Source organism: Vandammella animalimorsus (assembly GCF_002285265.1).
GTDB lineage: Bacteria > Pseudomonadota > Gammaproteobacteria > Burkholderiales > Burkholderiaceae_C > Lampropedia.
Map to the genome: position 1 here is coordinate 98,198 of NZ_NSJB01000004.1, position 25,003 is coordinate 123,200.

The window sequence follows — 25,003 nt, forward strand, 5'->3', positions numbered from 1 at the left end:
GGTGTTCACATCACTGGCGCTGGCGGCGGCGCAGGCCAAACACACCCAGCAGTGCGCTCAGGCTCAGCAGCGACCAGAGGTTGAGTGCCGGCACAGGCACAGTCGAAGGCAACACCAGGGCCTGTACATTCAAGCGCACCGTGGCTCGCAGGCAGGGGGCTGTGCCGCCTGGGCCGGTGCACATCTGGTAGTCGAAGCTCACCGCGCCAGTGAAGCCTTGCACAGGCGTGAAGGTGAAGCTGCCATCGGCCTTGAACTCCAGCGCGCCCTGGGTTGCAGGATCAGGCTCCGTGCCGGGCACCAGCGAGAACACTGCATTGGGCGGCGCGACATCGTTGATACCGACATTGCCCTTGATCGGCTGACCAGGAGCCCCCGTGAACTCGTCCGGCTGAACCGCTGGGGTGCTTGACACCTTGATGGTCACGCTCGTGTCTGCGCTGCAATGCGTGCCTGCCTCGTTGCAGACCTTGTAGCTGAAGGTGGCGTCACCGACGAAACCCTGCGCAGGCGTAAAGCTGAAGGTGCCATCCGGGTTGACCGTGGCCGTGCCGTTCGTGGCGCTGCCGGGCACCAGCGAGAACTTGGCGTTGCTCGGCTTGTCGTCGTTGGCGCCCAGGTTGCGCGATGCATCGACGGGCAGCTCAGTGTTCGGCGCCGTGCTGTAGCTGTCGGCAGTGGCCTTGGGGTTGACCTTGACGGTCACTGTGGCCTCAGCACAGGGATCGGTACCGCCGGGGCCAGAGCACACCTCGTAGGTGAAGCTGGCATCGCCCGAGAAGCCCTGCGCGGGCGTGAAGGTGTACGTTCCGTCAGGATTGACCATGGCCGTGCCCTGCGCCGCGTTCGGGGCGGTCTTGAGCTTGTAGGTCGCGCCTGCTGGCACTGTGTCGTTGGCCTTCAGATTGCCATTGACTGGCTGGTCCACCGTGGTTGTGGCGCTGTCGCCCTGCACCTGTGGCACTGTGGCGCTGACTTTCACCGTCACGCTCGTGTCTGCGCTGCAGTGCGTGCCTGCCTCGTTGCAGACCTTGTAGCTGAAGGTGGCGTCACCGACGAAGTCCTGTGCAGGCTTGAAGCTGAAGGTGCCATCCTGCTCGACCGTGGCCGTGCCTTGCGCAGCCGCAGGCGGCATCACCAGCGAGAACTTGGCATTGTTCGGCTTGTCGTCGTTGGCGCCCAGGTTGCGCGATGCATCGACGGGCAGCTCGGTGTTCAGCGCCGTGCTGTAGCTGTCGGTCGTGGCCTTGGGGTTGACCTTGACGGTCACCGTGGCTTCAGCACAGGGATCGGTACCGCCGGGGCCAGAGCACACCTCGTAGGTGAAGCTGGCATCGCCCGAGAAGCCTGCCGCCGGCGTGAAGGTGTAGGTGCCATCGGGATTGACCGTGGCCGTGCCCTGCGCCGCGTTCGGGGCGGTCTTGAGCTTGTAGGTCGCGCCCGCTGGCACCGTGTCATTGTCCTTCAGGTTGCCATTGACTGGCTGGCCCACTGTGGTCGTGGCTGCGTCCGGCTGTGCATTGGGGCCCACCACCACGGTCGCTACAGCCGTTTTGCAGTTGGCCGGGTTGGTGGCTGGCTGGTTGCAGACTTTGTAGGTAAAAGTGGCATCGCCAGCAAAGTCGGCCGCAGGCTCGAAACTGAAGCTGCCATCGCCATTGACAGTGGCTGTGCCACCGGTGACCTGGCCTTCCAGCGAGTACACGGCCCCGGGCAGGATGCCCAAGTCGTTGGCGCCCAGGGCATTGGGGGCGTCGGCGGCCACGTTCAGGGCTTGCCCATGGGGCGTGCTGTAGCTGTCGGACGTTGCCTCCAGCTGCGCCTGGCGCACCGTCAGGTTGCGGATTTCATGGTGGTTGATGGCGCCGCCGGTGCTGGAGCTGAAGCCCATTTTGAAGGTGGCTGGCAAAGCAGCCATGCCATCGACAGGATCGCCATTGGCCTGCGTCAGCGGCAGCTGATCGACGATGGTCTGGCCTTCGAGAATGACCGTCAGCTTGACCTCCGGGCCCGGTGTGATGACGATGCGCACATTTTTGGCGCCATCGCGACTGCCCGTGAAGATCGTCGTATCGGGTGGCGGCATCGTCGGCATCTTGTTGTGCAGCAGCTTGAAGCCGGTGGTTTGGTTCTGCACATCGCCAGGCGCAAAGCCCCGCAGGTGCCCGGAGCCGCGCACCGCAACCCGATGCTGAAGACGATCGCATACCGTCACATTCGGGCCCACTTCGCAAACCCCAAATGTGGGATGGGAGAAGTTGCCGTATTCGTCAAAGCCAATGCCGACGTAACCGCTTTTGACCCCGGCCCCGTAATTCCCCCAGGAATAGCCCAGGCTGCCGCCGCGAGCGCCAACCACCGGGTCGGCCTCTGCGCCGTCGATCAGGTAGAAGGTGAAGCCGTCCCCGCCCTGGCCACTGTTCGTGCCCCAGGTGGCGTACTGGAAGCTCACATCCACACCCTTGCTGGAGCTGAATGCTTGTTTGTACAAGGCCGTTCCCGCTTGTGCCGCAGCCGCCTTGGTCAGGCGCAGCCAGCCTTCGCCGGGCGCATCTATGCCGCCAGGTGCGGCCGTCAGCACGGCAGGGTCAGACGCAGTGCCTCCAACAGGCCCCAGCAGGCTCCAGTCGGGCGCTGTTGCATTGCGAAAGGTTTCATCAATACTCAGCGGCGGCGTTTGTGCATGCACGGCACCCGCCACGCCCAGCAAGGCCAGGGCCGCGCCCCAGTGCCAGTGCATGGGCCGCTGCCCTGTAGGTTCTGATTTCTCGGCAGAAGGCATGGCTGATCTCCTCATGAAAAATGGCTGGGCGCAGGCAAGGTTTGTCTGCGCCCCAAAGATTCTGGATACGTTCGGACACCGATTGTATTTCCAGATTTGCGTTTCAGTTATCGATACAACTATTTGTTTTCAAAAATAATTTTCCAGGTTTTTCTGTTTGGCGCTCAGTGCAGTTTGCACAAGCGGCTGTCGCCGGTGGCGCGCAGCACCTTGCCCTGCATGTCACAGAGGATGAGCATGGACTGCCTGCTGGCCAGCCACTTCTGCGCCTGCTTAAGCACCGGGTCGGCCACACACAGCAGTTCAGCGCTTTGCAATAAGAGCTCAAGCCTGGCCTGCAGGTCCAGCACCTGAGTGCGGGCCGATTGCACGGGCGCCTGCTGTGTGTCCTGGGGCTGTGCCTGCTGTGCTTCTCCGCCTCTGCATGCGCTCGCTGCCCATGCCGCATGGCAGCCCCAGGCGGTATAGCGGCAGCTATATTAGAATGGATTAGCACTGGCTATACAGTGCCACAGCCAGCCACAAGCCAGCCATACACGGCGCCGTCGCGCGCGTCTGTCCATTTCTTTTTCCAAGAGCTGCCGATGTCTGAATCCCTCGTTTTCCCCTTCTTCATCCGTGGCCTGCAGGGCTTGCCCAGCCTGTTGCAGCGCCTGCGCCGCATGCCCTGGCTGCTGGCCGCGCTGTTGCTCAGTGGCCTGTGCGCCAGCAGCGCCGCGCTGGCGCAATCGCAACCGGCGGCGGCCCCTGACAAGAAGTTCAAGGTTGTCACCACCTTCACCATCATTGCCGACATGGCCCGCAATGTGGCTGGCGATGCGGCCACGGTCGAGTCCATCACCAAGCCGGGCGCGGAAATCCACGGCTACCAGCCCACGCCGGGCGATCTGGTGCGGGCCCAGGGCGCGCAGTTGATTCTGTGGAACGGGCTGAACCTGGAGTCCTGGTTCGAGCGCTTCTACCAGCGCCTCGATGGCGTGCCCAGCGCCGTCGTCTCCAAGGGCGTGACGCCGATCGACATCGCCCAGGGGCCGTATGCCGGCAAGCCCAACCCACACGCCTGGATGTCGCCCGCGGCCGCCATGGTCTATGTGGACAACATCCGCGATGCGCTGGTGCAGCACGACCCGGCCCATGCCGCCACCTACACGGCCAATGCCAATGCCTACAAGCAGCGCATCGAGGCGGCCATCGCACCGATCCGCAGCACGCTGGAGCAACTGCCCCAGGAGCGCCGCTGGCTGGTCAGCAGCGAGGGGGCGTTCAGCTATCTGGCGCGCGACTTCGGCCTGCGCGAGCTGTACCTATGGCCCATCAACGCCGACCAACAAGGCACGCCGCAGCAGGTGCGCCGCGTCATCGACGCCGTGCGCGAGCACAAGATCCCGGCGATCTTCAGCGAGAGCACGATTTCCCCGGCGCCGGCGCAGCAGGTGGCGCGCGAGGCCGGCATCCACTACGGCGGCGTGCTGTACGTGGATTCGCTGACCGAGGCCGACGGCCCGGTGCCCACCTACCTGGACCTGCTGCGCGTGACCAGCGAAACCATTGCCAAGGGCCTGACACCGTGAGCGCCCAACGCCAGCCCCTGCCCGCCACCGAGGCCATCGAGAACATGGCCGTAGCCGAGGCCGCACCACCGGCCGTGGCCGCGCCTGCGCCGCAGGCCGCCGCGCCCGGCAGCGATGGCAGCGGCATTGCCGTGCATGGGCTGCGCATCACCTACCGCAATGGCACCACGGCGCTGCACGACGCCAGCTTCGAAACACCCACCGGCAGCATCACCGCGCTGGTGGGCGTCAACGGCAGCGGCAAGTCCACGCTGTTCAAGGCCATCATGGGTTTTCTGCGCCCGGTGCAAGGCCAGGTACGGGTGCTGGGCATGCCGGTGCAGCAGGCGCTGCGCCGCAACCTGATCGCCTACGTGCCGCAAAGCGAGGAGCTGGACTGGAACTTCCCGGTGCTGGTCGAGGACGTGGTGATGATGGGCCGCTACGGCCACATGGGCTTTTTGCGCCGCCCCAGCGCCGCCGATCACGCTGCGGTGCACGAGGCGCTCTCGCGCGTGGACCTGCTGGCGCAGCGCAAGCGCCAGATCGGCGAGCTCTCGGGCGGGCAGAAAAAACGCGTCTTCCTGGCGCGGGCGCTGGCCCAGCAGGCGCGCGTCATCTTGCTGGACGAGCCCTTCACCGGCGTGGACGTCAAGACCGAGGAGGCCATCATCGCGCTGCTGCGCACGCTGCAGCGCGAAGGCCGGGTGATGCTGGTGTCCACGCACAACCTGGGCAGCGTGCCCGAGTTCTGCGACCGCACCGTGCTCATCAAGGGCACGGTGCTGGCCTCGGGCCCGACGGCCGAGGTCTTCACCCACGAGAACCTGGCGCGCGCCTTCGGTGGCTTGCTGCGCCACTTCGATCTGCCGCAGGCGCACGGCGGCGGCAGCGGCGCCATCGTCGGCATCATGACCGACGACGAGCGCCCGCTGGTGCTGGTCGATGGCCGCACCAGCGTGCGCGGCCTGCCACAGCCGGGCAGCGCCAGCCGGACCCAGCCCCAGGAGTCGCAGCCATGAGCGACGCCGCCGGCCTGCTGCCGCTGCTGCTGGAGCCCTTTGGCTACGCCTACATGCGCAATGCCATGCTGGTGACGGCGCTGATTGGCGCGGTCTGCGCCTTTTTGTCCTGCTTTCTGATGCTCAAGGGCTGGTCGCTGATCGGCGATGCGCTCTCGCACGCCATCGTGCCCGGCGTGGCGGGCGCCTATCTGCTGGGCCTGCCGTTCTCGCTGGGCGCGTTCTTCTCCGGCGCGCTGGCCGCCGGCGCCATGGTGCTGCTGCGCCAGCGCACGGCCCTCAAGGAGGATGTGGTCATCGGCCTGGTCTTCACGCTGTTCTTCGGCCTGGGGCTGTTCATGATCTCGCTCTGGCCCAGCCGCGTGGATTTGCAAAGCATTGCGCTGGGCAATGTGCTGGCCATCACCTGGGGCGATACCGTGCAGATCCTGCTCATTGGCGGCGTCACGCTGCTGGTGCTGCTGCTCAAGTGGAAGGACTGGATGCTGCTGTTCTTCGATGAGGGCCACGCGCGCAGCGTGGGCCTGCGCCCGGCGCCGCTCAAGCTGCTGTTCTTCGCGCTGCTGGCCGCCAGCAGCGTGGCCGCCATGCAGGCCGTGGGGGCGCTGCTGGTGATCGCACTGATCGTCACCCCCGGCGCCACGGCCTACCTGCTCAGCGACCGCTTCGGCCGCGTCATCGCCATCGCCGTGGCGCTGGGCGCCGGCAGCAGCCTGGCCGGGGCCTATGCCAGTTATTTCCTCGACGGCGCCACCGGCGCGGTCATCGTGCTGCTGCAAACGGCACTGTTTCTGCTGGCCTTCGTCTTTGCACCCAAGCACGGCCTGCTGGCCGCCCGGCAGCGCAGGCAGCGCCCGCCGCCCGGCGCGCAGCAAGGGGGGCGGCCATGACGCTGGAGCTGTTGCTGCAACCGCTGCAGTTCGACTTCATGCGCCAGGCGCTGCTGATCGCGGCCATCGTCGCCGTGCCCACGGCGCTGCTGTCCTGCCTGCTGGTCGTCAAGGGCTGGGCGCTGCTGGGCGATGCCATCGCCCATGCCGTGTTCCCGGGCGTGGTGCTGGCCTACCTGCTGGGCCTGCCGCTGGCCGCCGGGGCCTTTGCCGCCGGGCTGTTCTGCGCCGCCGCCACGGGCTACGTGCACCGCAACAGCCGCATCAAGCAGGATACGGTCATGGGCGTGGTGTTCTCCGGCCTGTTCGCGCTGGGGCTGCTGCTGCACGGCTGGGTGCGCAGCAACGTGCACCTGGAGCACATCCTCTTTGGCGACCCGCTGGGCGTGCTGCCTGCCGATCTGTGGCAGGCCGGCGCCATTGCGCTGGGCATCAGCGCCTGGATGGCACTCAAATGGCGCGACCTGCTGCTGCACGCCTTCGACCCGGTGCAGGCGCACACCATGGGCCTGCGCTGCACGCTGCTGCACTACAGCCTGCTGATGGCCGTCTCGCTGGCCGTGGTGGCCAGCCTCAAGGCCGTGGGGCTGGTGCTGGCCATTGCGCTGCTGATCGCGCCGGGCGCCACTGCCTTGCTGCTGGTGCGCACCTTTGGCCGCATGCTGCTGCTGGCCTGCGCCATCGCCGTGGCCGCCGCGCTGCTGGGCGTGTACCTGAGCTTCTTGCTCGACAGCGCGCCTGCCCCTACCATCGTGCTTTTGCTGGGGGCCTTCTTCCTCATCGCGCTGGGCTGCTCGGCCTGGCGGGGTGAGCGCAGGCAACAGGCCTGAGAGCCACTCATCCCCAGGCATCCAGGCCCTGCAGCCTGCGCATGCCACAGCCCAACACGAGCGCAGCGGCCCTGCGCAACAACAGCACTGCATGCCATGACACCAGACCTGATCGTCTACAAGACCATGCCCGAATGGACGCAGAGCACCATTCCCACGGGCTTCATGCGCAACCACAACACCAAGGAGGGCACCTGGGCGCAGCTGCAAGTGCTGCAAGGCTCGCTGGACTTTGCCCTGACCAGCGCCAGCGGCCAGGTGCTGCAGAGCTTCACCTTCACGCCACAACAGCAGCCGCCGCTGATTGCGCCGCAGCAATGGCACCGCATCGTCGCAGCCAGCGCCGACGTGCGCTGCCAGCTGCGCTTTCTCTGCACGCGCGAGGACTATTTCGCCAAAAAGCACCGGCTCACGCGCACCCATTCGGAGCTGATCGAAGCCTTTGGGCAGCTGCAATTGCCCGCGCAGGCGCGCGCCCTGGACGTGGGCTGCGGCCGCGGACGCAACAGCCTGTACCTGGCTTTGCAAGGCCTGCAGGTGCAGGCGCTGGACCACGACACCGAGGCGCTGCAGCAGCTGGCCGAGCTGGCCCGCCAAGAAGGCCTGCAGGCGCAATTGCAATGGCAAGAGCTCGATCTGAACCAGGCCGCCAGCCAGCCGCTGATCGACCCTGCAGGCCAGTACGACCTCGTGCTGTGCACCGTGGTGCTGATGTTCCTGCAGCCGCAGGCCGTGCCTGCGCTGCTGGCCCAGATGCAGGCCGCCACGGCCCCTGGGGGCTACCACCTCATCGTCTGCGCCATGGACAGCGCCGACTACCCCTGCACGCAGCCATTTCCCTTCACCTTCCGCGCCGGTGAGCTGCGCGCCCACTACGCCGACTGGCAGCTGCTCAAGTACAACGAAGACCTGGGCCATTTGCACAAAAACGACGCCAACGGCCAGCCCATTGCCATGCGCTTTGCCACGCTGCTGGCCCGCAAACCGCACAGCCAGGCGGGCTGAGATTCTGCCCCTGGCAGGCGGGAACTTTTGCGCGACAGCGCCAATCAACCGGCGATGCGCTGCCACCAGGCAGTGCCTGAGCGCCTGCTCTCACATCCCCCACCGCGCCTTCAATCGCCACCATGCCTGCTGCCGCCCCCACCCATTACGCCCGCCCGGCCATCTGGCTGCACTGGCTGCTGGCCCTGTCCATCGTGGCCGTATTCGGCCTTGGGCTGTACATGGTGCAGCTGCCCTTTTCGCCGCAAAAGCTCAAGCTCATCAATTGGCACAAATGGGCCGGCGTGGTGATTCTGGCGCTGTCTGCCCTGCGCCTGCTGGTACGCCTGCTGTGGCGGCCGCCAGCCCTGCCGCCGGCCATGCTGCGCCACATGCCGCACTGGCAGCGGCTGGCCCACCACGGCGTGCACCACGCGCTGTACCTGCTGTTCTTTGCCGTGCCGCTGCTGGGCTGGGCCTACAGCTCGGCGGCGGGCTTTCCCATCGTGCTGTTCGGCCAACTGCCGCTGCCCGACTGGGTGGCCGCCGACCCGCAGCTGGCCCAGCGCATCAAGCCCTGGCACCAGTGGTCGGCATTTGCGCTGATCGGCCTGGTCAGCCTGCACGTGCTGGCGGCCTGCAAGCACCATTTCATCGACCGCGATGGCCTGCTGCGGCGCATGTGGCCGGGCCGGCCTGCCCCCTGAACGCTGCTGCGCCGCCCAGGCCGCGCGGCCCGCCACAAAAGCCGGCATTTTTTCCTAGAGGAGTTCCTGCATGACCAAAACCCTTGCACTGCTGAGCGCAGCCGCGCTGGGCTGCAGCCTGGCGCCTGCGGCCTGGGCGCAACAGAAGCTGCTGGCCCAGCACAGCCGCATCGAGTTCACTTTCGAGCAATTGGGCGTGCCCGTGACCGGGCACTTCAAGGCCTTTGAGGGCGAGATCGCCCTCAAGCTTGACGACCTGCCCGCCAGCGACCTGCACCTGGATGTGGACACCGGCAGCGCCACGCTGGGCGACGCACAGACCGATGCGGAACTGCGCAAAGCCGCCTGGTTCGACACTGCAGCCTTCCCCAAGGCGCGCTTTGCCCTCGACAAGCTCCAGGCCACGGGCAAGAACGAGTACCAGGCCCATGGCACGCTGACCATCAAGAACATCAGCCACCCCGTGCAGGTGCCCGTGCGGCTGGAGGCGACCAACGGCCACGCCATGGCCCGCGGCAGCTTCACCATCGAGCGCCTGCCCTACCAGGTCGGCTCCGGCGAATGGAGCGACACCTCGGTGGTCGCCAACCCGGTGCGCGTGCAGTTTCAACTGGCCATCGAAGGCCTGAATGCCGCCCAATGAACACGCCCAGCAGGCCCGCAGTGCTGCGCAAGCAGGCAAGCAAGGGCCGCTGGATTTTTACCCGCCCCCATCGACAGGAGATTTCCCCATGCGTTCACGCTCCCTCACGCTTGCCGCCGCCAGCGCCGCGGCCCTGCTGTGTCTGGCCGCGCCGGCACAGGCGGCCAGCTACACCATCGACCCCAATCACACCTTCGTGACTTTCGAGATCGACCACAACGGCACCTCCACCAACCGCGGGCGTTTCGACAAAGTGCAGGGCAGCATCGAGTTCGACCGCGATGCCAAGACCGGCCAGGCCGACATCAGTGTCGACATGCGCTCCATCAACACCGGCACGCCCGGCTTTGACAAGCACCTGCAATCGGCCGATGTCTTCAACGCTGAGCAATTTGCCACGGCGCGCTTTGTCAGCGAGCGTTTCGTCTTCGAGGACAACGGCAAAATCAACGAAATCCACGGCCAGCTCACGCTGCTGGGCCAGACCCACCCGGTGACCATCGAGGCCGAGCGCTTCAACTGCTACGCCAACCGCATGCTGCAAGGCCGCGAGACCTGCGGCGGCGACTTCGAGCTGAGCATCGACCGCACCCGCTGGGGCCTGAACTACGCCACCCAATACGGCGCCGCCAAAGACGTGAAGATCATCATCCAGATCGAGGCGGCCAAGGCAAAGTAAGCACGCTGCGCCACAGGGCAGGCCGCGGCCGGCCTCTTGCAGATCGGGCGCAGGCCCGGGGCGCACAAGCGCTCACAGAGCCTGTTCAAAATCTCGGCGCGAGGGGGCAAGAAGCGGTTTGGAAGATGGGCCGCAAGGCGCCTGCCCTGCGCACACCTCGCAGCCATGGCCGCAAAACCATGGCGAGGCTTTGCGGGCGCCACAGAGCGCCCAAATCCACTTTCTTGCCAGCCGTGCAAAGAGCTTGAGCAGGCACTCAGGCGGCCAACGGCACAGGCGTGGCCAGGGCGGCGCGCCAGGCCTGGGTGTGCAGGCCATACAGCGCCAGCACGTGGCTGTCGATGCGCTCGCGCTGGCAGCGGATGCCCAACACCGTGCGGGCAAACAGGCGAGCCTTTTGCTGATCGACACGGGCCACGCGCACCCCGACGACGCGCAAGGCCAACTCCACGGCCTCATTGCCCCTGGCCTCGCCAGACAAGGTGACGTGCATTTTGTTGAAGGCCATGGCCGGCCAGTTCTGGCGCAACCAGCCCAGCAGGTGATCTGCCCCACGCACTTGGCCACTGACCGCCTTGGGGTTTTGTTCGAGCTGACCAGGCTGGTGGTGCACGGCACAGCAGTCGAGCCCTGCATCGGCCACATCAATTCCCAGATACAACATGACAGCGCATCCTTTCCTCTGCGCCTGTGCAAGATCTCGGCGCGATGGGGCCAGAGATCGTGAACAGGCTTTCCCAGACTCTGAACGCCCGCATCACCTGGTGTGCGGGCCTCTCACTTCCTTGAAGACCAGCGCCGCAGCCATCGCATCTTGCAACAAAGCCCTGCAAACCATTGCAGCCTCTTTGCTGATGCGCCCACTACGGCACCGGCACCCTGTCCCTGCAGGCGGCATGGACTGCAACCTGCGGAGCCACGGAGTGTGGCGAGGCCATAGTTTGCAATTTTTTTAAATTATTTTGCGATTAATTGACATTCCACTAGGGCTTTCACACAGTGAACGCTTCCATGAGTTAGGGAAAGTCCGCACCAGCGCAGTGTTGCCGTGAGCGCTGCGGATCGGGGGATGGGGTGCAAGGCACGCGCCGGCGGCCATGGCCCCAGCCATTGCAAGAGCAAGCAACGCAGCAGGCTGCCCGGGAGAGGCCGCAAATGCACTCGGCGCGGCGATCCGCGCAGGCCCTGCTTTCAGGCGGGCCGGCCCCGCCCCGCCGCAGGCCCGCCCAGCGGCACGACGCGCGTGGCATCTGGCATGCCGTCATCGTTGAAGTGGGTCTGCAAATCCACTTCCAGCCTGCCCAGCAGGCTGTCCTGGCCGGCTACGGCCTTTGCGGCCTTTGCATCAGTCGCAGCCTCGGCCTGTGGCATGGCCTTGGGCGGCAGGGGCGAATGCACCGTCAAAAGCTCTTCTGGCGGCTGGTATTGAGTCAAGGCCACGCGGGTGGCGCGCAGCATCAGCCCTTCTTGGTCCAAGGGCACCAGCAGGCCGGCATCGAAGTAGGCCGCCAGCGTGCGCAATTTCAGCAGACAGCTGCGGCCATCGGCAGCCAACAGCACGTGCAGATGCCGCTGCTTGCTGTGCCAGACGTATTGCATGCGCACGGCCACGGGGTCTGCCTCCGGCGCCCGCTGGGTCATCAGGTCGAAGGACTCGCCCACCGTGCGCGTGCGCGCCCATTCGAGCACTTGTGGGCTCAGTGGCCGCGGCTGCGCGGGCTCTTCCAGCACGATCAGACCGGCCAGCTCCACGCCCAGCATCAGCTCGACGTTCTCACGGCTGAGGGGGATGTCGTCCACTTCATCATGGCCAATGAAGTTCTCCAGATTTTCCAGGCGTGCCGAAACCTGCTTGAGCTGATCGGCAGGAATGGGTTTGGAGCGCGCCAGAAAGGCCTCCTGCACCCAGGCATTGACCTGCTCAATCATGGCCTGCTGCGCCATGTCCACCACGCCCACCAGGGCCAGGCCCTGGCGCAGCCGCTGCAGCAGCGCAGGCAGGGCCTGTGCCACGCGCCTGCGTTCGGACTTGCTGGACTTGGCGCTGCAGGCCCACATCAGCAAGGCCGCGGCGCGCTTGAAGCGCAGGGTTTCCTGGCCTTTGACGCCTTCGCGCACGGCGCAGACGGCCAGCACCTCGGCCCAGGTCTTGAAGAGAAAGCTGCGCGCTTCCTCACGGATGGGCAGATCCTGCAGCATCTTGCGCAGCTCGATGGTGAACTTGACCAGCAAGGTTTCCTTCTCCTCCACCTGCTGCGCCACGGACATGGCCTTGCCCGCCAGTTGGTTCTCGGAGAGGAATTTCTGCAAAAAGCGCTCGAACTCGGTCAGCGCCAGCTGGAACACTTTCACGCCCATGTCCGGGTACTGCTCGATGGTCTGCACGATGCGGCGCAGCTCCTGCTCCAGCGCACTGCCCTGGAAGTTGGCGCCGTCAAAGCCCATGGCCGCACTGCCCATGCGGTCGATGAGGCGGCGCACGGTGTGGTCCATGTCGGTAAAGAAGCTCGGATCGGCCAACGCAATGCGCAGCACCGGCACCTGCAGGCGGGCGAACAGCACGCGCACGGCCGATGGCACGCGGTCTTCGGACAGCACACTCTGGAACATCAAGGCCACCAGCTCGATGATGGCTTTTTCGTTGGGTTGCTCGGCCCCCTCCTTGATGACCTGGGACTGCTGCAGCGCCAGCTGCGCCACCTGGGCGCTGGCCACGGGCGAGGACTTCTGGAATGCGGTCTGCGCCTGCACGTCCTTGAGCTGTTCGACAACCTGGGCCTGCTGCACCTGCATGACTTGCATCAGCCGCGGCGTCAGCACAGTCGGCTGGGTCTCGGGCACATCGCCATTGGCGGTCACGCCCGGCGAGGCCTGCACCGCATCGCCGACGACGTAGGCCATGCGCGTGAGCACATCGTGCTGCAAGGCCTGCACCTGCTGCAGCGCCGGTTGGCCAAAGCGCGCCTGCGGCGCCTGCAGCACCGGCCCCACAGGCAGCGGTGCACCGGGCACGAGAATCTGCGGCGCCAAAAATTCCGCCGCCGGCACGGCTTCGCCAGCGACCACGGCCTGCGCAGCGGCCACGGCAGGGCCACCCATCACGACCTGGCCAGGCGCAGCAGCGCCGTCCCCGCCGGCCACCGCACCGCCAGCAACCACGCCCATGGGCGTCGCCACCGCCCCTGCCGCCGTCCCTGCCACCGGCATGGCCCCCGCTGGCGCATGCACCACGGCCCCTGCAGGCACCATGTGCTGATAGGCTGGCGCGCCGGCCATCACGGCGCCTGGCACCATGGGCATGGCCACCGGCACCTGCGCTGCCGCGGGCTGGGGCGCAGCCGGCCCCTGGCCTCTGGAGGCGGCTGCATCCTGCAAGGGCGCAGGGGCCGAGATGGGCTTGATGCCAATGCCCCGCTCTTCCAGAAAGACGTTGCTGGCTTTGTAGGCCTGCAGCAGCAGGGCTGCCCATTCCTTGGTGATGCCCTCCATGACCCAGGTAAAGCAGGCCTGGGGCAGGCCGGCGCGGCGCCAGGCATCGACCAGGTTCTCGGCCACCTGCGTCGGCTGCACGGGGTCGTTGGGATCGAGGCGCTGGTACTCCAGCTGCAGCAGGCGCTTGCGCAGTTCGGTAAAGCCCGGATCCACCTTCTCGGCCACCTGCATGCTCATGCGCGAGGAGGCAATCAGGCCTTCGATGGCGTCGTCGCTGATGAGCTGCAGATCGTCGATGTCTGCCAGGCCTTCGAGCGAGCGGCGCTTTTTCACCGGCACGGGATCGACAAAGGCCGTGCGCCAGGTGTCCAGCAGGCCCTGGGCCCAGCTGCGCCGCTGCAGCACATAGTCCTGGTACCAGGTCTGGATGGGCACCGAGGGCGCGTTCAGGTCGCGGAAATCGCTGTCGCTGAAGGCTTCGAAGCGCTGCACCACCAGCCGGTCCAGCTCGGGGATGCTGGTGCACAGGCTTTGCAGGAAGTGCTGCCTGGCCATTTTGGCCAGGGTTTCGGAGTCGTTCGGATTGGGGGTATCCATGCCGCGATCCCTCAGGATGTTCAAAGACAGCTGCCGCCGCCCCGCAAATGCAGCCCCGCCCTGCTCGCTGCGCCCCTCAGAAGCGGTTCAAAGGCCTCGGGCAAACCTTGCCTGAGCAGGGCCGGGGTGGTGGCGACTTTACACCACGGCGCCCGCGTTGGGGTCGTTGGGGTTGGCGCTGCTCTTGCCTGGCTTGATCAGGTCCTCGCGCTTGACGCCCATCCACAGCACCAGGCCCGAGCCAACGAAGATCGACGAGTACACGCCAAACACGATGCCGATGGTCAGCGCCAGCGCAAAATAATGCAGGCTGGGGCCGCCAAAGAACAGCATGCACAGCACCATGGCCTCGGTCGAGGCGTGGGTGATGACCGTGCGGCTCATGGTGCTGGTGATGGCGTGGTCCAGCACCTGCTGCGTCGTCATCTTGCGGTGCTTGCGGAACATCTCCCGCACCCGGTCGAAGATCACCACCACCTCGTTGACGGAATAGCCAAAGACGGCCAGCACGCCAGCCAGCACCGCCAGCGAGAACTCCCACTGGAAGAAGGAGAAAAAGCCCAGGATGATGACCACGTCGTGCAAGTTGGCGATGATGGCCGCCAGGCCGAACTTCCACTCGAAGCGCAGCGCCAGGTAGATGGTGATGCCCAGCGCCACGAACAGCAGCGCCAGCAGGCCCTTTTCCGTGAGCTCGTCGCCAATTTGCGGGCCGACGAACTCGTTACGCAGCAATTGCACGCCCGGCTCGGTCTTTTGCAGCTCGGCCAGCACCTGCGCGCTTTGCTGGTCGGCGCTGGCGCCCTCGCGCGCCGGCAGGCGGATGAGCACATCGCGCGCCGTGCCGATGTTCTGCACCTGCACATCGCTGTAGCCCATGCCGCCTACGCGCGCGCGCACCTGCTCCAGGTCGGCCGCCTGCGGGTATTGCACCTGCATTACGGTGCCGCCGGTGAACTCAACCGACAGATTCAGGCCCTTGGTGGCCAGAAAGAACACCGAGAGCACGAACAACACGATGGACACGATGTTGAACACCAACACGTGCCGCATGAAGGGGATGTCTCGCTTGATCTTGAAAAATTCCATGCTGCTCTCCCTCAGACGCGCTGTTCAGGTTGCTTGGGGGCCGATGACGCCAGCGCCGTCGTGCCAGCACTGGTGGCAGACGCTGCAGGGGCATCCGCCTCGGGCCGCCAGACCTGGCCGATGGAGATGGACTTCAGGCGCTTGCGCCGGCCATACCAGAGGTTGACCAGGCCGCGCGAGAAGAACACCGCCGAGAACATGCTGGTGAGCACGCCAATGCAATGCACCACGGCAAAGCCGCGCACCGGGCCATGGCCGAAGGCCAGCAGCGCAAAGCCCGCAATCAGTGTGGTGACGTTGGAGTCCAGAATCGTCGCCCAGGCGCGCTCATAGCCGGCGTGGATGGCCGCCTGCGGCGAGGCGCCGGCGCGCAGCTCCTCGCGGATGCGCTCGTTGATCAGCACGTTCGAGTCGATCGCCACGCCCAGCGCCAGCGCCATCGCGGCAATGCCCGGCAGCGTCAAGGTGGCCTGCAGCATGGACAGCACGGCCAGCAGCAGCAGCACGTTGACCACCAGCGACAGCGAGGAGAACACGCCGAACATCATGTAATAGGCGCACATGAAAGCCACGATCAGCAGCATGCCCCACAGCACGCTTTGCTGGCCGCGCTCGATGTTCTCCTGGCCCAGGCTGGGGCCGATGGTGTATTCCTCGATGATTTCCATCGGCGCGGCCAGTGCGCCCGAGCGCAGCAGCACGGCCACTTCATTGGCCTCGCGCGTGGTCATGGAGCCGGAGATCTGCACGCGGCCGCCTGCGATTTCCTGGCGGATCACCGGCGCGGTCACGACCGTGCCCCGGCCACGCTCGAACAGGATGATGGCCATGCGCTTGCCCACGTTCTCGCGCGAGACATCGCGGAAGATGCGCGCGCCGGGCCCGTCGAACTCCAGGTTGACCACGGGCATGTTGCCGCGCTGGGTGTCAAAGCCCGGCTGGGCATCGATGAGGTTCTCGCCGGTGAGCACGACCTGACGCTGCACGATGACGCGCTGGCCTTCGGCATCGTTGAAGACTTCCGAGCCGAACGGCACGGGCCCTCTGCCGCTCTCGGCCGCGCGGCCTTCGGTGGATTCGTCCACCATGCGCACCTGCAGCGTGGCCGTGCGGCCAATCATGCGCTTGGCCTGGGCCACGTCCTGTACGCCCGGCAGCTGCACGACGATGCGGCTGTTGCCCTCCTGCTGGATCACCGGCTCGGCCACGCCCAACTCGTTGACGCGATTGTGCAGCGTGGTGATGTTCTGCTTGAGAGCCTGCTCCTGGATGTGCTTGACGGCCTCGGGCGTGAACACCAGGCGCAGCTTGGCATCGCTGGAGGCCGCGGCATCGGGCGTCAGATCACGGAAATGGTCGGCCACGACGTTGCGGATCAGCTCGCCATCTTGCGGGTTGCGCAGCGTGATGTCGATGGCCTGGCCATCACGGCGCAGGCCGCCGTGGCGGATGTTGCGTTCGCGCAAGGCCGTGCGCAGGCCGCTGAGCAAGGCCTCGCTGCGCTGCACCAGCGCCCCGTCCATGTCCACCTGCAAGGTGAAGTGCACCCCGCCGCGCAGATCCAGCCCCAGGTACATCGGCTTGGCATGGATGGCTTGCAGCCAGCCCGGGGTGCGCGAGAGCAGGTTCAGCGCCACCGAGTAGTCCGGCTGGTTCTCATCGGGCACCAGTGCTGCGGCGATGGCATCGCGCGCCGGCACCTGCGCATCCTGCGTATGCAGGCGCACGCGCAGCGACTGGGCGTCGCGCTCCATGCTCTTGGGCTCGATCTGCTGCTTTTGCAGCACGTTGAGCACGCGCGCCTGCAGCGCATCGTCAATGGGCACGTCATCGCGCAGCGAAGCGACCTGGACGGCGTAGTCCTCGCCAAAAATATTGGGCAGCGTGTAGAGCAGCCCAACGACCAACGCAATCGCCATGATTGCGTATTTCCATAAGGGATAGCGGTTCATGATCGTCCTATATCCAAGTCACAGTCGCTGCAGGGCGCAAAACATGCGCCCCATGGGCCCAGCGCAGTGTGTCGTCGCCACCAGGGGCTTGGTCAAAATCTCTGCGCAGCCGGTGATGAAGCGGATTGGGGCCGGCTGCGCCACCTGTAAGACGCCGCGCATCAAACGCCTTGCGGCCACCCAAACCGCTTCTTGCCCACACTCGCACCAAGAGCGCGAGCAGGCTCTTACGCGGCGTTCTTGTCCCAGGTGCCCTTGGGCAGCACTTGGCCCACGGCCGAGCGCTGCACCTGGATTTCCACGCCCTGGGCCACTTCCAGGTGGATCCATTGATCGCTCAGGCGGCTGACGCGGCCAACGATGCCCCCGGCGGTGGTCACCTCATCGCCCTTGGCCAGCGCGTCGATCATGGCGCGGTGCTCTTTTTGGCGCTTCATCTGCGGGCGGATCATGATGAAGTACAGCACCACGAACATCAGCACCAAAGGCAGGATGCCCGACAGCAGGGACTGACCGCCTGCGGCAGGGGCCACCGCAGGGGCCGTTTGGGCAAAAGCAACAGAAATCATGGCAACAAACTCCGAAAGAAAAACAGCCAAAAAAACAAACCTGCGGGCGCCAATGGCCACGCCCGCTGCGCCAGGGGCGGGCCGGCCGCGCCCTGGACGGACAAGCCACATGCAGGGCCGCAGCCGAAAATGCAAGGCGCACAACCGACAGCAAAAGAAAGGCGGCAAAAACCGCCGCGTCACGTGCACTGCGGATCGGGATGGGGGCAGCAAGGCAGGCCCGCCGCCGCCGTGGCTTGCCCACGAGCGGCCGGCGCGGCGCCCGCGCCCCGATCGCCCAGGTGCGCGAGCAGCGGCTGCGCACAGCCCACTCTGCCCAAAACCCGCCATTGTATGCGCCAGCACACTGGGGCAATGGGCAGCGGGCACAGAGGGGCTGGGGCCATGAGCGCCCCACACGCAGGCCCTTGCGCAGGGCGCCTCCATGCGCGGCAGGGCATGCCTGCCATGGCCATTGGCGATGGCAGCGCGGCAAGCACGCGGCCCCCCCTGGGCGCCTGGCAGATGTTTGATAATGCGCCGCTTTGCACGGCCTGCCCCCGCAACGCAGCGATGGCATGCGGCAGTGGGCGGCAAGGCATCAAAGAGAACAACACCATGCAAGCAAGCAAGCAGAGCGAAAACGCCGCCACGCCCGGGGTTTTGCACGGCGTGCGCGTCGTCGAGATGGGCCAGCTCATTGCCGGGCCGTTTTGTGGCAAGACGCTGGGCGATTTTGGCGCCGAGGTCATCAAGATCGAGCCGCCCGGCAGCGGCGACCCCTTGCGCAACTGGCGCTTGATCAAGGATGGCACCTCCGTCTGGTGGCAGGTGCAGTCGCGCAACAAGCGTTCGCTGGCGCTGGATCTGCGCCAGCGCGAGGGGCAGGACATCGCCCGCCGCCTGATTGCCGAGGCCGATGTGCTGATCGAGAACTTCCGCCCCGGCACGCTGGAGGGCTGGGGAATGTCGCCCGAGCAGCTGCACGCGCTCAACCCAGGGCTGGTGATTTTGCGCATCTCCGGCTACGGGCAAAGCGGGCCGTACCGCGACCGGCCAGGCTTTGGCGTGATCGGCGAATCCATGGGCGGGCTGCGCCAGCTCACGGGCGAGCCCGGCCGCGTGCCGGTGCGCTGCGGCATCTCCATCGGCGATACGCTGGCGGCGCTGCACGGCACCATTGGCGTGCTGCTGGCGCTCTACCACCACAAGGTCCATGGCGGCCCGGGCCAGGTCATCGACGTGGCGCTGCACGAGGCCGTGTTCAACTGCATGGAAAGCCTGATCCCCGAATACAGCGCATTCGGCGCCGTGCGCGAGGCCGCCGGCAGCGCGCTGCCCGGCATTGCGCCATCGAACGCCTACCCCTGCCGCGATGGCTGGGTGCTGGTGGCCGGCAATGGCGACAGCATCTTCAAGCGCCTGATGCAGGCCATCGGCCGCAGCGATCTGGGCGAGGATGCGGCGCTGGCGCACAACGCCGGGCGTGTGGCGCGCGTGGCCGAGATCGATGCCGCCATCGGCGCCTGGACGGCGCCGCGCAGTGTGGCCGAGGTCCTGCAGGCGCTGGAGGCCGCCCAGGTGCCCGCCGGCAAGGTCTACACCGCCCGCGACATTGCCGAAGACCCGCACTACCAGGCGCGCGGCATGCTGCTGGAGCAGACCACGCGCGATGGCTATACGCTGACGGTGCCCGGCATCGTGCCCAAGCTCTCGGCCACGCCCGGCGGCATCCGCCACAGCGCCCCCAGGCTGGGCGACGACACCGACGCCGTGCTGCGCGAGCTGGGCCTGACGCCCCAGCAGTGCGCCGCGCTGCGGGAAAAAGGCATCGTGCAATAAAAACATCGTCAACCACGCCGGGCGGCACACGCCCCGCGCCCCGACTTTTCCTATCCACCATCACAAGGAGACACCGCATGATCTCTTGCACAACCACATCTGCCAGCCGCTGGCTGCTGGCTGGCGCCGCACTGGGCCTGGCCACGCTGGGCCAGGCCTGGGCGCAGGACTATCCAGCACGACAAGCCATCACGCTGGTGGTGCCCGCCTCGCCCGGCGGTACCACCGATCTGGCCGGCCGCATGCTGGCCCAGCCGCTGGGCCAGGTATTGGGGCAGTCTGTCGTGGTAGACAACAAGGCCGGCGGCAGCGGCGCCATTGCCGCCAATCTGGTGCGCCGCGCAGCAGCCGATGGCTACACGCTGCTGATGCAGTACTCGGGCTTTCACGTCATCACCCCGCACGTGACCGCCGCGCCGCAGTGGCAGCAAAGCGACTTCATCCCCGTGACCAGCGTGCTGGCAGCGCCGCAAATCGTCGTGGTGCGCGCCGACCTGCCGGTCAAGAACCTGCAGGAGCTCATTGCCTATGCCAAGGCCAACCCGGGCAAGCTCAACTACGCCTCCTCGGGCAATGGCTCGCTGCAGCACGTCACCGGCGTGCAATTGGAGCAGCAGGCCGGCATCCAGATGGTGCATGTGCCCTACAAGGGCACGGGTCCGGCGCTGCAGGATCTGCTGGGCGGCCAGGTGGACCTGACTTTTGGCACGGCGCCGCCTTTCGTGCCCCATGTGCAATCGGGCCGCCTGCGCGTGCTGGCCGTCACCGGCAGCGAACGCCTGCCCAGCCTGCCCGATGCGCCCACCACGGCAGAGGCGGGCTACCCAGGCGTGAACGCCTCCTCCTGGTTTGGGGTGTTCGCGCCAGCGGGCACGCCCCAGCCCGTGATCGACAAACTGGCTGCCAGCATCGAACAGGTGGTCTCCGAGCCCGCCTTTGCACAAAGCGCCCTGCAGCAAGGGGCCAAGGCCGATTTCAGCGCCCCGGCCGCCTTTGCCAAGCGCGTGCAAAACGATTACGCCACTTGGGCCGGCATCGTCAAGTCGGCAGGCATCACGGCCCAATAACAACCAACGGTGACAGCAGCGGGGGCGCAGCCGGCACCCATGCCCCCACAAAGGCCAGTCCCTCCGCAATAGGGCAATAGGGCAATAGGACTGGTCGGTGTGCCGCCCCCACAGAAGCTGCCACTGCAACTGTGACCCGGCACAGCCCCCAAAACGATGGCCTTGGGCACAACAGACGCGGCGCCCAAGGCCATCATTTTTTGTAGGCTACGGAGCCTGCAAGACGCCTCTCAGAAACCCATCAGCCCGTTCAGCCAACCATTCACCCGCTCAGGCGTACACCACAAAACCAATAAGCCCGCGCCACCAAGGAAAGGGCCGTAAGGGATATAGCCGCCTTCGCGCAGGCCTTGACGCAATTTGAGCACCACGCCCACCACGGCCCCCAACAAGGACGAGGCCAACACAATGGGCAACACCGCCCCAGCCCCCAGCCAGGCGCCCAGGGCCGCCAGCAGCTTGAAGTCGCCGTGGCCCATCCCCTCTTTCTTGGTCACCAGCTTGAACAGCATGGCGATCGACCAAAGCGACAAATACCCCACGGCCGCCCCGAGCACCGACTGGCGCAGCGGCACGGCAATCAGCCCTGCCCAAGAGGCCATCAACCCCGCCCACAGCAAGGGCAGCGTCAGGGAGTCGGGCAGCAAGGTCGTGTCCCAGTCGATCAGAATCAGGGCAATCAAGACCGCACAGAAAAGCGCCCAGGCCGCAGCCGTCCAGCTCACGCCCCACTGATGGCCGCAAAACGCAAACGCGGCCGCCGTCGCCAGCTCCACCAAGGGGTAGCGCATGCCAATCGGCGTTTTGCACGCCCTGCAACGCCCGCGCAGCAGCAGATAACTGAGCACCGGGACATTTTCCAGCGCAGAAACAGGGTGCCCGCAGGCCCGGCAGCGCGAACGTGGCGTCACCAGATTGAATGGCGTCGTATCCCCAGCGGCATCATCGGGCAGCCCGACCCCCTGCTCACGCAGAAAAGCCACGCTGTCATGCCGCCAGGCTCGCTGCAGCATGACAGGCAGCCGGTACACCACCACATTGAGAAAGCTGCCGATGAGCAGACCCGAGAGGGCAAAGATCAGCGTCGCCGCCCAGGCATCCAAAGCCATCAAACCACCTGCCCCAGCTTGAAGATCGGCAAGTACATGGCCACCACAATGCCACCAATCAATGTACCCAACACCACGATGATGATGGGCTCCATCAAGGAGGACAGACCCTCCACCTTGGCGTCCACCTCGGCCTCGTAATAATCGGCCGCCTTGGACAGCATGTGATCCAGCGAACCCGATTCCTCGCCAATGGCCGTCATTTGCAGCACCATGGATGGGAACACATTGGCGCTGGTCATCGCCGCCGTGAGGCTGGTGCCGGTGGCCACCTCTTTTTGAATCTCTTCCGTGGCCTTGCGGTACACATAATTGCCCGATGCCCCGCCCACAGCATCGAGCGACTCCACCAGCGGCACCCCGGCCGCAAACATGGTGGAGAGTGTGCGCGTCCAGCGCGCAATGCTGGACATGTTCACCAACTCACCAAAAATCGGCAGTTTCAGCAAAGTGCGATCGACGAATATCTGCACTTTCTCATTGCGGCGCCAGGCCTGGTAGGCGAAATAGCCCCCAGCTCCAAGGACGATAGCAATTAGCCAAAACCATTTCACGATGAAGTCACTCATCCCCATGACCATCAAGGTAGGCGCTGGCAAATCTGCTCCAAAGCTAGAAAACACCTCCTTAAAGGCCGGGATCACCCAAATCATGATCACTGTCAACACCACCGCAGCAACCACCAGCACTGCAATGGGATACATCAGCGCTGACTTGATCTTTGACTTAAGGGCTTCAATCTTCTCCATGTAGGTGGCCAAGCGGTCCAACAGATCTTCCAGAATACCTGCGGCCTCACCCGCCTCAACCAAGTTGCAGTAGAGATTATCAAAATACAGTGGGTATTTTCGGAATGCCGCACTCAAGGGACTGCCGCTTTCCACATCGGCCTTGATGTTGTTGAGCAAACGGGTGACATTGGGGTTGGGGTTGCCTCGCGCCACGATATCGAACGACTGCAGCAATGGCACGCCAGCGCGCATCATGGTGGCCAATTGGCGCGTAAAGACGGCAATATCACGGCCCTTGATCTTTTTGCCGGATTTCATGCGGCGCTTCTTGATCTTGGTCGCGAAAATCCCTTGGCGGCGCAGGCTGGCCCGCACCTGGTTCTCGCCCGCGGCCATCATTTCCCCACGCACTACGCGGGCGTTGCGATCCTTGCCTTCCCATTCATAAAGAAATGACTTGGTGGCGCTTTTGGTTTTGCCTTTGCTTGCAGCCGCAGTAGTGGTTGCCATGATTTCTAGCCCTCGTTGTTATGCAGAGAATTATTCATTGGTCACAGCCAGCACTTCTTCCAGAGAAGTCACGCCCAGCTTGACTTTTTGCAGCCCGGACTGGCGCAGTGTGCGCACGCCTTCTTTTTCTGCCTGCTCCTGAATTTCGATGGCAGAGCCGTCGTTGAGGATGATGCGCTGGATCTCCTCACTGATGGGCATCACCTGATAAATACCCACCCGCCCCTTGTAGCCGTTGTTGCACGCCGAGCAGCCCACCGGCTTGTAAGGCACCCAGGAGCCGTCGAGATCGTCGTAATTGAAACCGGCATCAATCAAGGCATCCACCGGGATATCGGTCTCTTCCTTGCACTGATTGCACAGGCGACGCGCCAGGCGCTGCGCAGTGATCAGAATCACGCTGGATGCGATATTGAAGGGGGCAATGCCCATGTTGCGCAAGCGCGTCAATGTGGTCGGGGCATCGTTGGTGTGCAGCGTGGACAAGACCAAGTGCCCGGTTTGGGCGGCCTTGATGGCGATGTCCGCCGTTTCCAGGTCACGAATCTCACCGACCATGATGATGTCGGGATCTTGGCGCAAAAACGATTTCAGGGCCGCCGCAAACGTCAAACCAGCCTTTTCATTGACGTTGACCTGATTCACGCCAGGCAGGTTGATTTCCGAGGGGTCTTCCGCCGTCGAGATATTCACCCCTGGCTTGTTCAACAGGTTCAGGCAGGTGTACAGGGACACCGTTTTACCCGAGCCAGTTGGCCCGGTCACCAGCACCATGCCATAGGGCCGCTCGATGGCCGTAAGCAGGCGCTCCTTTTCGATCGGCTCGTAGCCCAGCGCATCGATGCCGATTTTGGCGTTGCTGGAGTCCAGAATACGAATGACGATTTTCTCGCCAAACAGTGTGGGCAAGGTACTGACACGAAAATCGATGGATTTGCCACCGATGCGCATTTTGGTTCGGCCATCCTGCGGAATGCGCTTTTCTGCAATGTCCAGCCGTGAAATCACCTTGATCCGCGATGCCAGGCGCTCCTTGATGGCAACAGGCGGCGCAGCATATTCACGCAGCTCGCCGTCAATGCGAAAGCGCACACGGTAATTGAATTCATACGGCTCGAAATGCAGATCCGAAGCCCCCAGACGGTAGGCATCGATGATCATTTTGTGCAGAAACCGTACGACAGGAGCGTCCTCTGCGTCACTGGCAGCATCACCCGCCCCGTCTTCCGCCACTTCTTCAACAGCACCATCGAGCTCATCGAACTGGAAGTCCGAAGATTGGCCATCCAGTGCGTTGGCCTTGGCCAGCTCATCGAGCAAGGCTGCGACCTTGTCGTGCGCGGCCACCAGCCATTCGATGGAGGCCTGGGTGGCAAATTTGAGCTTTTCCGCCGTATCGCGATTGCTGGGGTCGGCGCTGGCGACGATCAGCCGATTCTGGCGCTTGCCCAGCACAATCACTTTGTAGGACAGGCACAGCTTCAAATCCAGCAGATCGGCCGGCAGTCGCATGGCATCGACGGCGCCCAGATCAATATAGGGCACGGCAAAAACATCCGAAATGGTTTTTGCCGCCTGGGTGGCTGACAGAACGTTGCCTTCGACCAGTGCACTGAGAAAGTCACGCCCTTCGTTGCGGGCACGCTGCAGTGTGGTATCCACCTGCTCCTGCGTCAGCTGCTTGGCAACCAGAAACGCCCTTGCAACGCTGGGCACGACCAGTTCGGCAGTGGCTTTTTTGGTGAGGTCTTCAGTGGCCATTTGTCAGCGACACGGTGTGGGGTTTCAAAATGAAAATGCGGCAGCAGCGAGCAGATCGGTCTGTGCAGTGTATCGGATTTCCGTACAAGTGGTTACGTTTGCCCCAGGGTAATCCCCAGCAAACGTTAACTATTCTTATCCTGTTGTTTTTTCAGCAGATTTGCGGGCATGCTCGCCAGGCAGGCGACATGGGCATGTTCTGCGCTTTCAGCTCGCGCAGCGCAGGCGATGGGCCTACACTGGCTGCCGCCAGCCAATCCCGGATAGTGCCCCTACCG

At 64.9% G+C, this 25,003-nt stretch carries 20 protein-coding genes; 10 read left to right on the forward strand and 10 right to left on the reverse strand.

Annotated elements, in window-relative coordinates; genetic code table 11:
- Positions 1–10 precede the first annotated feature (10 nt).
- A complete protein-coding gene (locus CK625_RS08075; protein ID WP_172425120.1) occupies positions 11–2,782 on the reverse strand; it encodes an IPTL-CTERM sorting domain-containing protein in 2,772 nt (923 codons plus the stop codon).
- A gap of 164 nt (positions 2,783–2,946) precedes the next feature.
- Positions 2,947–3,153, reverse strand: coding sequence for a hypothetical protein (locus CK625_RS13710; RefSeq protein ID WP_143326228.1), 207 nt, complete (start codon positions 3,151–3,153; stop codon positions 2,947–2,949).
- Between the two features lie 213 nt (positions 3,154–3,366).
- Between CK625_RS13710 and CK625_RS08080 the strand changes: the two genes are divergently transcribed.
- The 8 genes from CK625_RS08080 to CK625_RS08115 all read left to right on the forward strand — a co-directional run bounded on the left by CK625_RS08080 (position 3,367) and on the right by CK625_RS08115 (position 10,087).
- Entirely contained in the window at positions 3,367–4,353 is a 987-nt protein-coding gene (locus CK625_RS08080) for a metal ABC transporter substrate-binding protein (protein ID WP_275250567.1), read from the forward strand.
- Positions 4,350–5,354 carry a manganese/iron ABC transporter ATP-binding protein gene (locus CK625_RS08085; protein ID WP_238945573.1) on the forward strand — a complete coding sequence of 335 codons (1,005 nt, stop codon included), beginning with the start codon at positions 4,350–4,352 and terminating at the stop codon, positions 5,352–5,354. The genes CK625_RS08080 and CK625_RS08085 overlap by 4 nt, the downstream gene beginning before the upstream one ends.
- Positions 5,351–6,244 (forward strand): metal ABC transporter permease, encoded by an 894-nt coding sequence (locus CK625_RS08090; protein ID WP_275250568.1) that lies wholly within the window; start codon positions 5,351–5,353, stop codon positions 6,242–6,244. Before CK625_RS08085 ends, CK625_RS08090 begins: the two co-directional genes overlap by 4 nt.
- Entirely contained in the window at positions 6,241–7,074 is an 834-nt protein-coding gene (locus CK625_RS08095) for a metal ABC transporter permease (RefSeq protein WP_095539802.1), read from the forward strand. The genes CK625_RS08090 and CK625_RS08095 overlap by 4 nt, the downstream gene beginning before the upstream one ends.
- Before the next feature lie 96 nt (positions 7,075–7,170).
- Positions 7,171–8,079 (forward strand): SAM-dependent methyltransferase TehB, encoded by a 909-nt coding sequence (tehB, locus tag CK625_RS08100; protein ID WP_095539803.1) that lies wholly within the window; start codon positions 7,171–7,173, stop codon positions 8,077–8,079.
- A 122-nt stretch (positions 8,080–8,201) separates the two neighbouring features.
- On the forward strand, positions 8,202–8,765 hold the full coding sequence (locus CK625_RS08105; protein WP_095539804.1) for a cytochrome b: 564 nt from the start codon (positions 8,202–8,204) through the stop codon (positions 8,763–8,765).
- Between the two features lie 70 nt (positions 8,766–8,835).
- Complete coding sequence (locus tag CK625_RS08110; protein WP_095539805.1) at positions 8,836–9,408, forward strand: YceI family protein; 573 nt, start codon at positions 8,836–8,838, stop codon at positions 9,406–9,408.
- An 88-nt stretch (positions 9,409–9,496) separates the two neighbouring features.
- Positions 9,497–10,087, forward strand: a complete 591-nt coding sequence (locus CK625_RS08115; RefSeq protein WP_095539865.1) for a YceI family protein — start codon at positions 9,497–9,499, stop codon at positions 10,085–10,087.
- 256 nt (positions 10,088–10,343) lie between these two features.
- Here the strand turns inward: CK625_RS08115 and CK625_RS08120 are convergent, their stop codons facing one another.
- From CK625_RS08120 to yajC, 5 genes are all read right to left on the reverse strand, one after another.
- Complete coding sequence (locus CK625_RS08120; protein WP_095539806.1) at positions 10,344–10,751, reverse strand: hypothetical protein; 408 nt, start codon at positions 10,749–10,751, stop codon at positions 10,344–10,346.
- A 527-nt stretch (positions 10,752–11,278) separates the two neighbouring features.
- The gene (locus CK625_RS08125) at positions 11,279–14,116 is read right to left on the reverse strand and encodes a DUF1631 family protein (RefSeq protein ID WP_095539807.1); all 2,838 of its coding nucleotides are present in this window, start codon (positions 14,114–14,116) and stop codon (positions 11,279–11,281) included.
- Positions 14,117–14,254: 138 nt separating this feature from the next.
- Complete coding sequence (secF, locus tag CK625_RS08130) at positions 14,255–15,205, reverse strand: protein translocase subunit SecF (RefSeq protein WP_095539808.1); 951 nt, start codon at positions 15,203–15,205, stop codon at positions 14,255–14,257.
- Positions 15,206–15,216: 11 nt separating this feature from the next.
- Positions 15,217–17,157, reverse strand: coding sequence for a protein translocase subunit SecD (secD, locus tag CK625_RS08135; RefSeq protein WP_095539809.1), 1,941 nt, complete (start codon positions 17,155–17,157; stop codon positions 15,217–15,219).
- 227 nt (positions 17,158–17,384) lie between these two features.
- Positions 17,385–17,726: a preprotein translocase subunit YajC gene (gene yajC, locus CK625_RS08140; protein ID WP_095539810.1), complete on the reverse strand. Its 342-nt coding sequence runs from the start codon at positions 17,724–17,726 to the stop codon at positions 17,385–17,387.
- 597 nt (positions 17,727–18,323) lie between these two features.
- Between yajC and CK625_RS08145 the strand changes: the two genes are divergently transcribed.
- Together CK625_RS08145 and CK625_RS08150 are read left to right on the forward strand one after the other, a co-directional pair.
- Entirely contained in the window at positions 18,324–19,547 is a 1,224-nt protein-coding gene (locus CK625_RS08145) for a CaiB/BaiF CoA transferase family protein (RefSeq protein ID WP_095539866.1), read from the forward strand.
- Positions 19,548–19,624: 77 nt separating this feature from the next.
- The gene (locus CK625_RS08150; protein WP_095539811.1) at positions 19,625–20,614 is read left to right on the forward strand and encodes a Bug family tripartite tricarboxylate transporter substrate binding protein; all 990 of its coding nucleotides are present in this window, start codon (positions 19,625–19,627) and stop codon (positions 20,612–20,614) included.
- A gap of 230 nt (positions 20,615–20,844) precedes the next feature.
- Here CK625_RS08150 and CK625_RS08155 read toward each other — a convergent pair whose 3' ends face one another.
- Genes CK625_RS08155 through pilB form a run of 3 tightly spaced genes read right to left on the reverse strand, consistent with a single transcriptional unit; the run spans position 20,845 to position 24,725 of the window.
- Complete coding sequence (locus CK625_RS08155; RefSeq protein WP_095539812.1) at positions 20,845–21,723, reverse strand: prepilin peptidase; 879 nt, start codon at positions 21,721–21,723, stop codon at positions 20,845–20,847.
- Positions 21,723–22,964, reverse strand: a complete 1,242-nt coding sequence (locus CK625_RS08160; protein WP_095539813.1) for a type II secretion system F family protein — start codon at positions 22,962–22,964, stop codon at positions 21,723–21,725. The genes CK625_RS08155 and CK625_RS08160 overlap by 1 nt, the downstream gene beginning before the upstream one ends.
- Positions 22,965–22,994: 30 nt before the next feature.
- Positions 22,995–24,725: a type IV-A pilus assembly ATPase PilB gene (gene pilB / locus CK625_RS08165; protein ID WP_095539814.1), complete on the reverse strand. Its 1,731-nt coding sequence runs from the start codon at positions 24,723–24,725 to the stop codon at positions 22,995–22,997.
- Between the last annotated feature and the right edge of the window lie 278 nt (positions 24,726–25,003).